Below are 14379 nucleotides of genomic sequence, written 5' to 3' on the forward strand. Positions count from 1 at the left end.
CGTTCAACCTTACTCACAACCGTAAACAAAGTCAAACACCGTCACCACCCGTTAACCTCTCGGCTACCTCGCGGCGACTCGAACTAATATAGCGCGTTCTTCGCCAAGACACCAAATCGCCTTTTGCCTTAATGTTTAGCCGCAGGTAAGCGGGCTATTTTCACTACTGCACTTAACGCCACTAACTCGACCACGGTCTGCATGATGATGGCCACCGGGACGAATGAAAATCCCTCCGGCAGGGCCAGGGCGAAGGGCATGATGACCAGTGAGTTGCGGGTCATCGTCGTCAGCATCAGCGCAATGCGGTCCTGCCTCTGGAAGTTCAGCGCCCGCCCCAGTGCCAGAGCCAGACCGACCGCGGCGAAGATGAGCAACACGTAACAAACAAGTGCCGGAATAAGCCGCGGCAGGTTCTCCCCCAGCCCCGGCGAATGCACCGTCGCAATGACGAAGAGGGTCAGGCACATGACCGGGACCATCCAGTCATCGGTGACTTTGCTTATTTTTTCCTTGGCGCGCGTCTGCTGCACTGCCCAGGCCAGGCCAAAGGGGATGACTATGAGGCCTATGAACGCCTGGAGCATGGGAGCAACCGGGAAGGGCACGTCCCCTCCCCCGATGACAAAGTGCAGGGCGACCGGGATGACGGCCATCTGTACCAAGAAGAGAAACGGGGTGCTGGTCGCGATGGCCGCCACGTTGCCTCCGGCCAGCCGGGTAAAGACCACCACGTAGTCAATGCAGGGCGCGAGCAGCACCATGACCACCGCGGTTTTCACCTCGAGGTCGTTAAGGAAAAGGGTGAGCACAGCGACGATGAGCGGCACGCCGAGGAAGTTGAGGGCCAGGGAGGCGCGCAGGTAGCGCCAGTGCGGGCGGACCTTCTCCAGCGGGATGGCCATGAAGGTGGCGAATAGCAATAGGGCCAGGGCGGGATATTCCAGCCAGCCCAGGGCCAGGCCGCTGAATGCTAGCCCGGCCGCGATTGCCAGGAGGTAGAAAGCCACCTGGTGGCGCTCGAGGAAACTGGTCATGGCCTTCAACCTACTAGCGCGGCCCCTCCCCCGCTGGCGGGGCACCGCCGGTAGTGCTTGCAGCACGTTTTTTCAGGGCCGTTTCCTGTCTAGTATCTGCCGCCCGTGGGGCTAGTAGTAGCAGGCCAGCAACCCGTCGGGGCCGTCGATGACCTGGATCGGGGTGTTGAAGATCGGGGTGAGGATCTCGTCCTTCATGATCTCCTCCGGGCTACCGAAGGCGACGACCTCGCCGCCCTTGACCGCGCAGATATTGTCCGAGTACTTGGCGGCGAAGTTAATGTCGTGGATGACCAGCACGATCGTGCGGCCGAATTCCCGCGCGGCCTGCTTGAGGTGGCGCATCATCTCCACGGAGTGGGAGATGTCCAGGTTGTTGAGCGGCTCGTCCAGCAGGACGTAGTCGGTCTCTTGGCACAGGACCATGGCCACATACGCGCGCTGGCGCTGGCCGCCGGAGAGCTCATCCAGGTAGCGGCCCTCAAACTCGCGCAGGTGGAGGAAGTCGATGTACTTGGAAATGATCTCCTCGTCTTCTTCGGTCAGGCGCCCCTGGGAATACGGGAAGCGGCCGAAGCCCACCAGCTGCCGGACCGTCAGCTTCGTGATGAAGTGGTTTTCCTGCCGCAGGATGGAGACAATGCGGGCTAGATCCTTCGACTTGGTCTTCCCGATGTCGTAGCCGGCGATCTCGATTGTTCCCTCGTCCATCTCCAGCAGGCGGCCGATCATCGTCAGCAGGGTCGATTTGCCGGCGCCGTTCGGTCCGACCAGGGAGGTGATGCCACCGGAGGGGATTTCCAGATCGACGGGACCGATGTTGGTCTCGCCGCTGTAGCTTTTCGCGACGTGTTTTAGGGAAATCACAGGCGACCCTTTCTCAAGATGACGAAGAGGAAGACAGTACCGCCGACCAACTCGATGATGATGGAGACCACGCCTTGGGCGTAGAAGACGTGCTGCATGATGAAATACGCCCCGGTGAGCACGGCAAAGGCAATGGCCACGGCCATCGGGAACAAGAAACGGTGATCGTAGGTCTCGGCAAACTGGTATGCCAGCGTAGCGACTAGGAAGCCTAGGAAGGTCATTGGGCCCACCAGCGCGGTGGTCACCGCCATGAGGATGGAGACCATGATGAGCGTGAAAATGGCGTTGGTCCGGTGGTTCACGCCCAGGTTGGTCGAGGCGTCGCGTCCCAGCGCGAGCACGTTGAGCCGGCGCGAGTTGAGGTACAGCGCGGCCGCGGCAACCAGCATCAGCGGGATGGCAACCGGGTAATAGTCCGAGTCGGCGTTGTTGACGGAGCCGAACAGACGGGCCGTGAGCACGTCGAATTCGGAGGGGGTCAGCATGCGTTGCATGAACGTTGACAACGAGCCCAACCCGCCGCCGATGACCACGCCGACCAGCAGCATCGCGTGCATGTTGTTGGAGCGGTTGGTCAGCAGCCACGAGTAGAGCACCAGCGACAGCAGGACCATGAGCGCGACCTGGACCAGGAACGTCGTGATGTTGCGGGCATTGGTCAGACCGGCCGCGCCGAGGAAGAAGATGGTCGCGGTGTTAATCGCCACGTACAAAGCCTCAAAGCCCATGATCGACGGGGTGAGGATGCGGTTGTTGGTCACGGTGTGGAAGGCCACCGTCGCGGTCGCCTGGCAGATGGCCACCACGACCATGGCGATGACGGCATCGGCGCGGCGCTCGGCGATGAGCCAGAATCCGCGCGTGCCGAAGTCCATCGGGTTATCCCACGCCAGCAACCCGGCGGCGAAGATACCGCCGGTGACCAGCAGCAGGAGCAGGATTACCCAGTACTTGCGGTGCGCGGCGGCGGACTGGAAAGCCCCGACGTCGCGCGCGACGGCAGTAGCCGGGGCGGAAGCAGAAGTAGAAACAGTCTTATTTACCACGGGTCGACCTCACAATCAGGACCACGAACACGACCGCGCCGATGATCCCCAGGATGACGGACACGGGCATCTCGAACGGGGAGATAATGGTGCGCCCCACCAGGTCGCAGACGGTGACCGTCGCGATGCCCAGCAGGCAGACCCACGGCAGGTTGGAGCGCAGGTCGTCGCCGCGGAACAGGCTCACGATGTTCGGGACGATAAGGCCCAAAAACGGCAGGGCGCCGACCACCACGGTGACCACGCCGGTGGCCACGGCGATAAGCCCCGTGCCGATGAGGATCATGCGGTTGTAGTTCAGTCCGACGTTGGTGGCGATCTCCTCGCCCAGCCCGGCCACGGTCAGCTTGTCCGCAAAGAAAAAGACCGCGATGAGCACGACGAGCACCAGCCACAGGACCTCGTATTGCCCCTCGTAGACCGAGGTGAACGAGCCCATAAACCAGATGCCCAGCTGCTGCAGGGAGTCCGTGGTCAGCGCCACGAAGGTGGAGACCGCGCTGACGACCGCGCCCAGCATGATCCCGATGATCGGCACGATCAGGGAAGAGCGCAGGGTCACCCGCCGCAGGAACGCGAAGAAGACCATGGTTCCCACGAAGGAGAAGACTACGGCGACCACCATCTTCTGCAGCACGGTGGAGCTAGGAAACAACACCATGGTAGTCAGCAGACCCAGCCCGGCCCACTCGGTGGTGCCGGTGGTGGTCGGCTCCACGAAACGGTTCTGGGTCAAAAGCTGCATGACCAACCCGCTCATGGCCATGGCGGCACCGGCCAACATCAACGCGATGGTACGCGGGATGCGGGTGGTGTTGAACATCTCCCCGCCATCCTCGTGGCCCAGGATGTCGTACTCGCCCACCGCCAGCGAGAGCGCTAGGAGCAGGAGGATGCCACCTACGCCGAGCAGAAGCTTCCAGTCGAAGAGCTTCGACCGAGAGCGCCTAGGTGTTGTTTCTTGCATAAGGTCCGATTCTTTTGTAGATAGCCGAAAGCCGGATAGGCCCTGCGCGGGTCAAGAAGCGCAGGAGCTATCCGGTTACTTGCGGGAAGTACCGTAGGAAGTACTAAGCATTCTCGAAAGCATCAGCCATTTCGTTCAGGATCTTGGTGTAGGTAATGATGGACTCGTTAGTGTAGGTGTCCTTCGGCGCGACGTAAACATTGCCGTCCTTGACCGCCTGCACGTTCTTCAGAGCCGCGCTGTTTTCCACCAGGTCCTTGCCCGGGGTGTAGTCCGGCTCCTCGGAGTTGATCGCACCGTCGCGGTCCAGGACCAGGATCCAGTCCGGGTTGGATTCCGCGATGGCCTCGACGGAGATGTCGTCGCCCTCGTGGTTGCTGCTACCGTCCTTCACGGTCAGAGCCGGGTCCAGGTCCAGCAGATCGAAGATGGGGCCCAGGGTGCGGCCGACGTGCGGAGCGATGTAGCCGATCTCGCCGCCGGAGGTGTTGACCGCCATGACGGTCTTTTCCGGATCGTAGGCCTGCTTGGCGCGCTCGATGGCGGCGTCCAGGTCGTCGATCAGCTTCTGGGCGTCTTCCTCGTGCTCGAAGACCTCACCCAGCGCAGTGGTGTGGCGCTTGAGCTCTTCGAAGAAGTCCTTGTCCTCGCGCGGCTCGAAGTCCACAACCGGGGTGTCCTCCACCAGCTTTTCGATATCGGCCTGGTGCTGGGAGAAGCGCTGGCCGTTCCAGACCAGGTCCGGCTCGGCGGCGACCAGGGCCTCGAGGTCCGGCTCGCGGTGGCTGCCCAGGTCCGCGGCGACGGTGTCCTTGTTGTAGGTATCCGCCAGGGTATCCGGGACGAGGTTCAGCGGCGCTGCGGAGAGTTCAACGCCCCAGTCGGCCAGGACCGCGAAGGCGCGGTTGTCGGTCACGGCCGGCTTCTCGACCGGCAGGGTCACCGTCTGCTCGCCGTTGTTGTCCTCCAGCTTCAGCTCGCCGGACTCCGAGGCAGCGTTGTCTGCCGCGGTGTTCTCAGCGGAGTTGGAGGAGCTGTCGGCGGAATTGGAGGAATCCTCCGCCGAAGAGCAGGCGGTCAGCAGCAGCGAGGCGGCGGCTACCGAGGCAACCAGGGTGCGACGAATCTTCATGGTTTGTCAATCATCCTTTTCGAAACGAATCCCTTGCGGAATTCCGGGACTATCTTTCCTAGGACAACCTAACTGAAGAAACCCTAACCTGACAAGACTTAGGCACAGCTAAGTTTCAGACAACCCTGTTCACCTGCGATTTACCTGAAATTTTTATAACAGGATCCCCTACCCCCAGGACACACCCCCACTTCGGGCCCCGCGGAGGCGCGGAGGACTGTCCCGCCCTTGCCGCGGCTCCCCATTATTGGGAACCCTCCGCGCGCAGCAGGCTCTCCACCGAGACCGTCCCCGAGGCCGCGAACTCCGCGTGGGCGTCCGCCCGCAGCTGCGGATCCGCGGCGTAGTCAAAGGCGACCTGGGCCAGGCCCACCGCGGAGTCGAGAGCGGCGCGCTCCGCGGACTCGGTGGCCGACCAGTGGGCGAAGGCCTCGGTGTGCAGGGCCACCTCCCGCGGGCTGACCTGCACCATGGGGTGGATGCCCGGCACCAGCTGGGAGACGTTGCCAAAGTCCGTGGAGGCCGCCAGGCTATCCGGGATGATCCCGGCGGGCAGCGGGGCGCGGCCGCGGCGCCGCTGGGTGGCAGACCACCGGGTGGCCAGCGCGGAGTTGTTGCGCACCGGCAGGGACATCGGGTGCGGATCCCAGGCGATCTCCACGCCGACTCCCGCCATCAGGGCCGCACCCCGCGCGATGTCGTCGACCCGGCGGGATAGCTCCAGCAAGGTCTCGGTGCGCAGCGAGCGCGCGTAGACCTCGACCACTGCCCTATCCGGAACCACGCTGGGCCGGGTGCCACCCTCGGCGATGACGGCGTGCAACCTGTCGCTCGGCGGCATCTGCTGGCGGTGCAGGCCCAGGCCCTGGTACATGAGGGAGGCGGCGTCGAGGGCGTTTTTGCCCATGAACGGCTGCGAGCTCGCGTGCGCGGCCGTGCCATGGAAGGTCACGGTCGCCGAGCGCCGCCCGACCCAGACGTGCTCGGCGATGTCGTAGCCGAAGCCGTGGATCATCAGCGCGGCGTCCACCCCGTCCAGGCTCCCGCCGCGGATCATGTACTCCTTGCCGGTGTGCCCCTCCTCCGCCGGGGTGCCCTGCAATTCGATGCACACGGGCGCGGCGGCATCGATAGCCCGCGCCGCCGCCAGGTAGGCGCCCACGCCGGCGGCCGCGATGACGTTGTGCCCGCAGGCGTGCCCGATGCCCGGCAGCGCGTCGTATTCGGCCATGATGACCACCCGCGGGTGGCGCCCGGGCTCGTAGCCGGGCGAGGTGACCTGGCTGGAAAAGGCCGTCTCGACTCCGTAGGCCCCGCGCACCACGCGGTGCCCGTGCTTTTCCAGGAGATCGCACAGCACCTGCTGGCTGCGGTATTCCTCGAAGGCGGTCTCCGGGTGCGCGTGTAGATCGTGGACGATGTGGCGGATATCGGCCGCCAGCTCGGTCTCCTCCACCGCGCGGCGCAGCCGCTCCCAGTAGTCGGGCACCGGGGCGGCCCGGCCTTGCCCGGCCGCTTCCTGCCGCTGCTGGGCGCGCTCGACCGCCGCGTCCACCTCGGCGGAGGTGGCGTCCAAGTAGCTTGTCGATGCCGCCTCCGGGGCTAGCCCCGGGCGCTGCGGCGGGCAGGAATCATGGCAGTTGTCTGAGTGAGCTGTCATTAGGACTCAATCATAATGCTATCGCCCGGCCCCAGCGGGATATCGGCGAAGAACCACATCCCCAGGAGGATGGCCCACACGAGGAAGAAGGGGATGACGAACGGGATAAGGCGCGACATCAGCGTACCCAGGCCCGCCTTGGGCTCGTAGCGCTGCAGCAGGCCCAGCATGACGATCATATAGGGGTTAAGCGGGGTGATGATCTGGGTGGCGGAGTCGCCCACGCGGAAGGCGGCCTGCACGAAGGCGGGCTCGTAGCCCAGCAGCGCAAACATGGGAACGAAGACCGCGGCCATCAGCGTCCACATGGACGAGCCCGAGATAATCAGCAGGTTGAGCAGGGAGGCTAGCACGATGAAGGCCAGGATGGCCGGGAAGCCGGTCAGCCCGATGGATTCCAGGAAGGCCGCGCCCTTGACCGCGGTGAAGGTGCCGATCCCGGTCCAGGCGAACAGGGCGACGAACTGGCCCAGGATGAAGGCCAGGACCAAAAAGCTCAGCATGTCCTTGAGCGCGCCCATCATCATGGTGACCACGTCCGCCATGCCCTTGATGGTCCCGACCACCGCGCCGTAGGTGATGCCGAAGACCCAGAAGTAGGCGCAGATGATGAACACGATGGAATCCAGCAGCGGGGACTTCGGCAGGAAGCCGCCCTCCCCGTTGCGCCACGGCGAGCCCGGGATGAGCACCGCGGCCAGGATCACCGCGGTTAGCACCAGCCCGGCCAGCAGCGAGAGCCACAGCGCCTTGCGCTCCTTCGGCTCCAGGTTCGCGGTCAGGGCGTTGCCCTCGGCGTCGCGGTCGCCGCGCTCCGCCGCGTCCGCGGCGTCCACCGACTCATCCTCCGGCACGTTTTGGGCCCGCATGCGCGGCTCCAGGATCCGGTCGATGATGTAGCCGGCCACCAGGCCGAGCACGACGGAGGAGGCCACGTTGAAGAAGTAGTTCGACAGCGGCGTCACGGTGGAATACCCCGCCCCGGGCAGGGTGTCCATCACCGCGTTGGTAATACCGGCAAACAGCGCGTCCAGGCTGGTGGGCACCAATGCCGTGGAATAGCCCGCGCCCACCGCGGCGAAACCGCCGATGAGGCCGGCGACCGGGTGGCGGCCGGCCGCCTTGAAGACCATGGCGGCCAGCGGCGGGACCACCACGAAGGCGGAGTCGCCCATGACCGAGGCGGTCACGCCGATGACGCCGACTGCGTACGGCAGCAGCGCCGGCCGCGCCGAGCCGAACAGCTGGCGGATCAGTGCCGAGAGCATGCCGGAGCGCTCCGCCACGCCCACGGCCAGCAGGATGGGCAGCACCGTCAGCAGCGGCGGGAAGCCGATGTAGTTCTCGGCCATCGTGGTGGTCAGCCACGCCAGGCCCTCGCCCGTAAACAGCCCGTTGACCTCGGAGACCTCATCCGAGCCCGGCACCTGGACCGCCACGTCCATCCAGGCCATCACGGTGGAGGCCACCCCGGTAATCAAGAACAGGATGACGAAGATGGTAAACGGCTCGGGCAGCTTGTTGCCCACGTACTCCACGCCAGACAGGAACCTATCCAGCAAGCCCCGCTTCCCACCGGATTCCCCGGCGGCACTTACCTCTCCGCCACCGACGTCGTCAGCAACAGCCTTACCGCGCAGGTCTTGGTCGTCATTAGAAATGGGGGTACTCATCGCAGCCCTCCTGCCTGTCTCGGCCCGTGACCTTGCCGTCACGGGATGTGTGCAGCCAGCATAATGTAACTCACAACACATGCACCTGTGTTGCAGATTACAACTTTGTAACGGCCCCACATTCCCGCCAGACTCCCCCACAACCGGACATCCCCACGCCCGCAACCGGACATCCCTCCGCCCGATACTGGACGTTTCCTGTCACCCCTACCCCCAACAATTGGGCAAACGGCCACGGCCGCCACCGCGGGCGCTATAAAAAAGTTGTCTAGACGTCCCTGGCAAGTACGCCATCGACAACCTGAACTAGCTTGAGGAAAGGATTACCATGAAACGATTCGTTGAGGCGAGCCTTCTCGCGTTATCAGTTCTTCTACTTTCAGCCTGCGGGTCGAGTGAATATGATTCCAACCGCGTGAGCACATCAACCTTGTCGTTCGAGCTGCCCGAGGGAGTTAGCGAAGTCGACGACTACGAGCCGACTGACGGGTGGACGGAGTCATACTCCGACAATCCCGACGATCCGACGATCATAATCCGGGTGGGTGACGATCTAGATAGGACCAGCGACGCGGATTCGACACTGGGAGTCATTCGCGGTGAAGCGATGACGAATGGAAGCTACGGTTCTGACTTCTCTGGCGAAGAGGCATCAAAGCTGGAAGTAGAAAATGCCGACATCGGTGTTGAGGCAACGTTCAACACCTCGGCGGGAAGCGAAACAGTCCACGGAGCATGGATGCTGCTGTCGAGTGATGACTCAGACAACGTATCGGGAATCGAAATCATCGGCACGGATATCTCGCCGAGCCAGGTAGACGAAATCCGCGACTCGCTGGAATATAACCCTTAAGACGGCGCCCCACCTCCGCGAGTGGAGATAACCCCCGGGTTGCCGCGTGTCCCCCACACGGCCGCAAAACAAAAGGACGCCCATTTTGTATCAAAATGGGCGTCCTCGTGGTGGAGCTGCCGGGAATTGAACCCGGGTCCTTCGTCATCTTGCCAGGGCTTCTCCGTGCGCAGTTCGCGCGGAATCTCTGCTCGGCCCTCCGGATCGGACGAACACGTCCGGATGATGGGCCCAGTCTCCAGTAGAGGTCCCATCCGGCCCTGAAGACGCAACCGGATGGCAAGTTCCTTAGTCGATGCCAGTTACTAGGTCAGGAACAAAACCTAGGCTGACAGACACGCATTGCTAATTAGGCAGCAAGTGCGTAGTCACGCTGAGAGTTCTTCTCTGCGTTTATTGAGTGCTACGACGCTTAACGGTGGTCTCTAGCCTGCACCGGCACGCTTCCCCTGGCTCAATGTACGAAGTCGAAACCAAATCAACCCCATTGCCTATAGGGCGGGATGCGTCCGCATTCCCTATAGGAAGAATTACTTTACTCGCCGACGTGTGCTAATTCAAGTGCTCGTCCAGCCACTCTTTGAGCACCACCGCGTGGTTTATCTCCCGGTCGTGGGCGGCGAAAAGCAGGCTGAGATCGCCGTCCTTCGCGACGTCGATGAGCTGTTGCAGTTCGTCAGCGTCGGAGTCGTCGAGCTCCGCACGGTAGCGCTGGCTGAATTCCTCGAAGCGTTCGGCGTCGTGGTTGAACCACTTGCGCAGCTCGCTGCTGGGAGCAACGTCCTTGAACCACTCGTCGTAGGCCACATCATCCTTGGCTACCCCGCGCGGCCACATCCGGTCCACCAGTACCCGGGTGCCGGAGGCAAGGCTGGGATCCTTTTTGACGTCGTGAACTTTGCAGGTATAAATCATGCCTTCCAGCCTAGACCTCCTGCGGCGGGTTGGCCCGTGGCGGAAGTCTTAGACGTCAATGCTTAGACGTTAATGCCCTTGACGCGGCGGCCGAGCTCGCGGGAGATCTCCCGGTCCTGGTCGCGACGCTTGATGTCCTCGCGCTTGTCATAGTCCTGCTTGCCCTGTGCCAGGCCGAGTTCCAACTTGGCCCGGCCGTCCTTGAGGTAGACCTTGAGCGGGATGAGTGTCTTGTTGCCGGAGCGCACCTGGCCGTAGAGCTTGTCGATCTCCCGGCGGTGCAGCAGCAGCTTGCGGGTGCGCTTGGGGCTGTGATTGGTCCACGTGCCCATGGAGTACTCCGGGATGTGGAGGTTGCGCAGCCAGACCTCGCCCTTGTCGATGGTGGCAAAGGCGTCGTTCAGAGAAATCTTGCCCTCCCGAAGGGACTTAATCTCCGTGCCCACGAGCGCAATACCGCACTCGTAGGTGTCCAGGATCTTGAAGTCATGGCGGGCACGCCGATTGGTGGCGAGGGTCGAATTGTTGTCGACCGCGCCCTTTTTCTTCTTGCCCTTCTTTGCCATAACCATCAAGCTTAACCGCCCAGGCTAGAGCGAACAAACCCGCCCGACGGCCACGCAACAGGCGGTGGCTTTCGGGCGGGGAAGTGGGGCGCGCGGGCTACTTCTTGACGTAGAGCCGCAGCGTGACTTGGGCGGCTAGGGCGGCAAAGGCCATCGCCACCACGCCGACAATCGGCAGGGCTATCCAGATGTCCTTGGTGTGCAGCGGGGCCAGCAGCTGCGCCTGGTAGAGGCTCTGCAGCGACGGGTCGACCACGTAGGACTTGGTCAGGAACAGGCCGATGCCGGCCACCACCACGCCGATGAGCGTGGACAGGACGGCCTCCAGCACGAACGGGGCCTGGGTGATCCAGCGGGAAGCGCCCACCATGCGCATGATGGACATCTCCGTCGAGCGGTTGTAAGCCGCGATTTGGACCATGTTGGCAATCAGGAAGATGGCCGCCACGGCCTGGACAGCGGCGACCAGGAAGGTCGCGTTACGGATGGAGTCCAGGTTGTCGGTGGCGCGGTCGACCTCCTCGACCTGGTCGACAACGGCGTCGACCTGCGGCAGGCCCCGGATGGCATCGATAGCCGCGGTCTCCGTGGGATCCACCAGGCGCACGTGCAGGGCGGCCGGCAGCGCGTCCGGGGAGGTCTCCTCCACCAGCAGCGGGTCGGTCTCCTGGAAGTACTCCTTGAAGCGCTCGTAGGACTCCTCCTGCGAGCGGAAGGTGACCTTCTCCACGCTGGAGTCGGCCTCCAGCTGGTCCTTGATCTCCTTGCATCCGGCCGAGGTGCAGTCCGTGTCGTTAGCGGAGATCTCTTCATCCAGTTGGACCATGACCTCGACCTGCTCGAGGTAGATGTCCTTAGTGTCCTGGGTCAGGATGGTTACCAAGACACCCGCGACCACCAGGCCCACGGACACGGCCGTGGTGATAATCAGCGCGATGGTCATGGTGATGTTGCGGCCCAACCCCTTGGCGGCCTCGCGGAAGACGAAATTTGTCTGCATGGTCTTAGAAGGCCTCCCCGTAAACGGCGTGGGTTTCGTCGCGCACGAGCTTGCCGTTGCTCAGCTCCAGCACGCGCTGGCGCGCCTCGTTCACGGCGCGAGCGTTGTGCGTCGACATGATGACGGTGGTGCCGCGGCGGTTGATCTTAGACAGCAGGGTCATGATCTCCGTCGCGGTCGCCGGGTCCAGGTTGCCGGTCGGCTCGTCCGCCAGCACCAGCTTCGGACGGTTGACGAAGGCGCGGGCCACGGCCACGCGCTGTTGCTCGCCACCGGAGAGCTCATTCGGCATGCGGTGCGCCTTGGAGCCCAGGCCAACCATCTCGAGGACCTCCGGAACGGCCTTGTCGATCCGGTGCTTCTTTTTACCGATGACCTCCAGCGCGAAAGCCACGTTCTGGTAGACGTTCAGCTTGGGCAGCAGCCGGAAGTCCTGGAAGACGTAGCCGATGGACTGGCGCAAGCGGTTGATCTCGCGGCCTTTCAGGGCGTTGACGTGGAAGTTGTCGAAGTGGATCTGTCCGGAGCTCAAGTTGGTCTCGCGCACCATCAGCTGCAGGAAGGTGGACTTGCCTGAGCCCGAGGGGCCGATAAGAAAGACGAACTCGCCGTCCTCAATGCGGAAAGACACGTCGTCCAGTGCCGGTCGCGTTGAGGTCGGATAGACCTTGGTTACGTTCTCGAAGGCGATCACGTTTGCAACTCTAGCAACAGGAGATAACAATTGAAACTCTTTTACCCGTCGATTGACCAAAAATTATGTGTCCCCAAGCCCGTGTACGCTATAGTGACGCACACCATAAGTTCGAATACCTGCCATGAAATCCGGGCGATCGTCTCGCGCGGCGCCGACCGGCCCCGCCTTGCCGTCGCACCCGGAAAAATCCAAGAGCCCCGGCTCTTCGACACAGAAAGTGCCGTTTTATGACAGAAACCGCTACCGAAGACCAGCCGAAGAAGACAGAATCCCCCGGGGGTTTTCTCGGCACCATCGAAAAGCTGGGCAATAAGCTGCCGGATCCCTTCTGGCTATTCGTCGTCCTCGCCGGAGTCGTCGCCGTCTCCTCCTGGCTCGGCTCCCTGGCGGGCATGAGCGCGGTGGATCCCCAGACCAATGAGACCATCGAGGTCGAGTCCCTGCTCACCCAGGAAAACATCTCGCGCATGGTCACGGATGCCGTCGAGAACTTCACCTCCTTCCCGCCGCTGGGCGTCATCCTCGCCGTCATGCTGGGCGTGGGCGTGGCCGAGCAGTCCGGCCTGCTGTCCGCCCTCGTGCGCGCGATGGTTGCCAAGGTCACCCCGGCGACGCTGACCTTCGCCGTCGCCCTGGCCGGCGTGACCGGCTCGGTGGCCTCCGACGCCATCTACGTCATCCTCATCCCGCTGGGCGCGATGTCCTTCCACGCGCTGGGGCGCTCCCCCATCGTCGGCGCCATGGTGGCCTTTGCCGCCTCCTCGGCCGGGTTTAACGCCTCGCTGATCCTCAACATCACCGACCTGCTGCTGGCGGGCATTTCCACCCCGGCCGCGCAGATGGTCGATCCGGACTACCACGTCAGCCCGCTGGCCAACATCTTCTTCGTCATCCCCTCGGCCATCGTCTTGGCCCTGATCATCACCGCGGTCACCGAGCTGTTTATTAACCGCAAGGCCCGCGAGCTGGTCAACCACGACCACATCAACTACGAGGAGGTCTCCTTCGACAAGGCCGCCGGCGGCCCGGACAAGTCCTCCGCTGACGACACTGAGGATGCCGGCGACGCCGACAGTGACTACGACTTCTCCGAGGACGAGGAAGCCCTGAAGCTGTCCCGCCAGGAGGCCAAGGGCCTGGCGTGGGCCGGCATCGCGCTGCTGATTTTCCTGGCCGGCTTCTTCGCCCTGCTGTTCATCCCGGGCTCGCCGCTGGCCGGCCCCGACGGGGAAGCCATGGAATCTCCGCTCATCTCCGCCATCGCGGTGCCCATCGCCCTGGCCTTCCTGTTGGTGGGCATCGTCTACGGCATCGTCGTCGGCACCATCAAGGACGGCTCCGACGTCCCGAACTTCATGGCCCGGGGCCTGAAGACCCTGCTGCCCATGCTGGTGCTCTTCTTCGCCGTCGCCCAGTTCCTGGCGTGGTTCGAGTGGTCCAACCTGGGCGTGTGGACCGCGATTACCGGCTCCGAGCTCCTCCAGCGCTGGGACCTGCCGCCGATCCTGATGTTCGCCGGGCTGGTCCTGCTGGTCGCCCTGCTCAACCTGCTGATTACCTCCGGTTCGGCGCAGTGGGCGCTGATGGCCCCGGTCATCGTCCCGATGATGATGTACGTCCACGTCTCCCCGGAGGTCTCCCAGATGCTGTTCCGTATCGGTGACTCCCCGACCAACATCATCACCCCGATGTCGCCCTACTTCGCCCTGGCTTTGACCTTCCTGCAGCGCTACTACAAGCGCGCCGGCGTGGGCACCCTGATGTCGCTGGCCCTGCCCTACTCCGTGGCCATGCTGGTCGGCTGGTTCCTGTTCTTCGTCGTCTGGTACCTGCTGGGCATCCCGCTGGGCCCGGGCGCACCCATGCACTACCCGGCCGAATAGCCACCACCGGGAACGAAAACCTCAAACGCCAGCCCCGCGCGGATGTTTTACGCAATCCGCGCGGGGCTGGCATCGTTAGT

Annotated in this window: 13 protein-coding genes and 1 other RNA gene; 2 read left to right on the plus strand and 12 right to left on the minus strand. The window is 63.4% G+C overall.

The window, feature by feature from the left end:
* Positions 1–128 precede the first annotated feature (128 nt).
* The 7 genes from VVS03_RS10000 to VVS03_RS10030 form a co-directional block, all read right to left on the minus strand.
* Complete coding sequence (locus VVS03_RS10000) at positions 129–1037, minus strand: arsenic resistance protein (RefSeq protein WP_368534488.1); 909 nt, start codon at positions 1035–1037, stop codon at positions 129–131.
* A 111-nt stretch (positions 1038–1148) separates the two neighbouring features.
* Positions 1149–1904 (minus strand): ABC transporter ATP-binding protein, encoded by a 756-nt coding sequence (locus tag VVS03_RS10005; RefSeq protein WP_368520229.1) that lies wholly within the window; start codon positions 1902–1904, stop codon positions 1149–1151.
* Positions 1901–2953, minus strand: coding sequence for an iron chelate uptake ABC transporter family permease subunit (locus VVS03_RS10010; RefSeq protein WP_368534487.1), 1053 nt, complete (start codon positions 2951–2953; stop codon positions 1901–1903). The genes VVS03_RS10005 and VVS03_RS10010 overlap by 4 nt, the downstream gene beginning before the upstream one ends.
* On the minus strand, positions 2943–3920 hold the full coding sequence (locus VVS03_RS10015; RefSeq protein ID WP_290225274.1) for an iron chelate uptake ABC transporter family permease subunit: 978 nt from the start codon (positions 3918–3920) through the stop codon (positions 2943–2945). The genes VVS03_RS10010 and VVS03_RS10015 overlap by 11 nt, the downstream gene beginning before the upstream one ends.
* 103 nt (positions 3921–4023) lie before the next feature.
* Entirely contained in the window at positions 4024–5052 is a 1029-nt protein-coding gene (locus VVS03_RS10020; RefSeq protein WP_368521504.1) for a siderophore ABC transporter substrate-binding protein, read from the minus strand.
* A gap of 244 nt (positions 5053–5296) precedes the next feature.
* Positions 5297–6712 carry an amidohydrolase gene (locus VVS03_RS10025; protein WP_368521503.1) on the minus strand — a complete coding sequence of 472 codons (1416 nt, stop codon included), beginning with the start codon at positions 6710–6712 and terminating at the stop codon, positions 5297–5299.
* Positions 6712–8385, minus strand: a complete 1674-nt coding sequence (locus VVS03_RS10030; RefSeq protein ID WP_368521502.1) for an AbgT family transporter — start codon at positions 8383–8385, stop codon at positions 6712–6714. The genes VVS03_RS10025 and VVS03_RS10030 overlap by 1 nt, the downstream gene beginning before the upstream one ends.
* A 328-nt stretch (positions 8386–8713) precedes the next feature.
* On the opposite strand from VVS03_RS10030, the gene VVS03_RS10035 reads away from it, so the two are divergent.
* The gene (locus VVS03_RS10035) at positions 8714–9238 is read left to right on the plus strand and encodes a hypothetical protein (RefSeq protein WP_368521501.1); all 525 of its coding nucleotides are present in this window, start codon (positions 8714–8716) and stop codon (positions 9236–9238) included.
* A gap of 108 nt (positions 9239–9346) precedes the next feature.
* Here the strand turns inward: VVS03_RS10035 and ssrA are convergent.
* The 5 genes from ssrA to ftsE all read right to left on the minus strand — a co-directional run bounded on the left by ssrA (position 9347) and on the right by ftsE (position 12413).
* Positions 9347–9724: a transfer-messenger RNA gene (ssrA, locus tag VVS03_RS10040) on the minus strand.
* A 66-nt stretch (positions 9725–9790) separates the two neighbouring features.
* Complete coding sequence (locus VVS03_RS10045; protein ID WP_368521500.1) at positions 9791–10153, minus strand: DUF488 domain-containing protein; 363 nt, start codon at positions 10151–10153, stop codon at positions 9791–9793.
* Between the two features lie 62 nt (positions 10154–10215).
* Positions 10216–10719: an SsrA-binding protein SmpB gene (gene smpB, locus VVS03_RS10050; RefSeq protein WP_070769505.1), complete on the minus strand. Its 504-nt coding sequence runs from the start codon at positions 10717–10719 to the stop codon at positions 10216–10218.
* A 97-nt stretch (positions 10720–10816) separates the two neighbouring features.
* Positions 10817–11719, minus strand: coding sequence for a permease-like cell division protein FtsX (gene ftsX / locus VVS03_RS10055; protein ID WP_368520220.1), 903 nt, complete (start codon positions 11717–11719; stop codon positions 10817–10819).
* 4 nt (positions 11720–11723) lie between these two features.
* A complete protein-coding gene (gene ftsE, locus VVS03_RS10060; protein WP_368520219.1) occupies positions 11724–12413 on the minus strand; it encodes a cell division ATP-binding protein FtsE in 690 nt (229 codons plus the stop codon).
* Between the two features lie 230 nt (positions 12414–12643).
* Between ftsE and VVS03_RS10065 the strand changes: the two genes are divergently transcribed.
* Positions 12644–14299 carry an AbgT family transporter gene (locus tag VVS03_RS10065; RefSeq protein ID WP_368520218.1) on the plus strand — a complete coding sequence of 552 codons (1656 nt, stop codon included), beginning with the start codon at positions 12644–12646 and terminating at the stop codon, positions 14297–14299.
* The last annotated feature ends 80 nt before the right edge of the window (positions 14300–14379 follow it).

This window comes from Corynebacterium sp. LK2537 (assembly GCF_040946485.1).
GTDB lineage: Bacteria > Actinomycetota > Actinomycetes > Mycobacteriales > Mycobacteriaceae > Corynebacterium.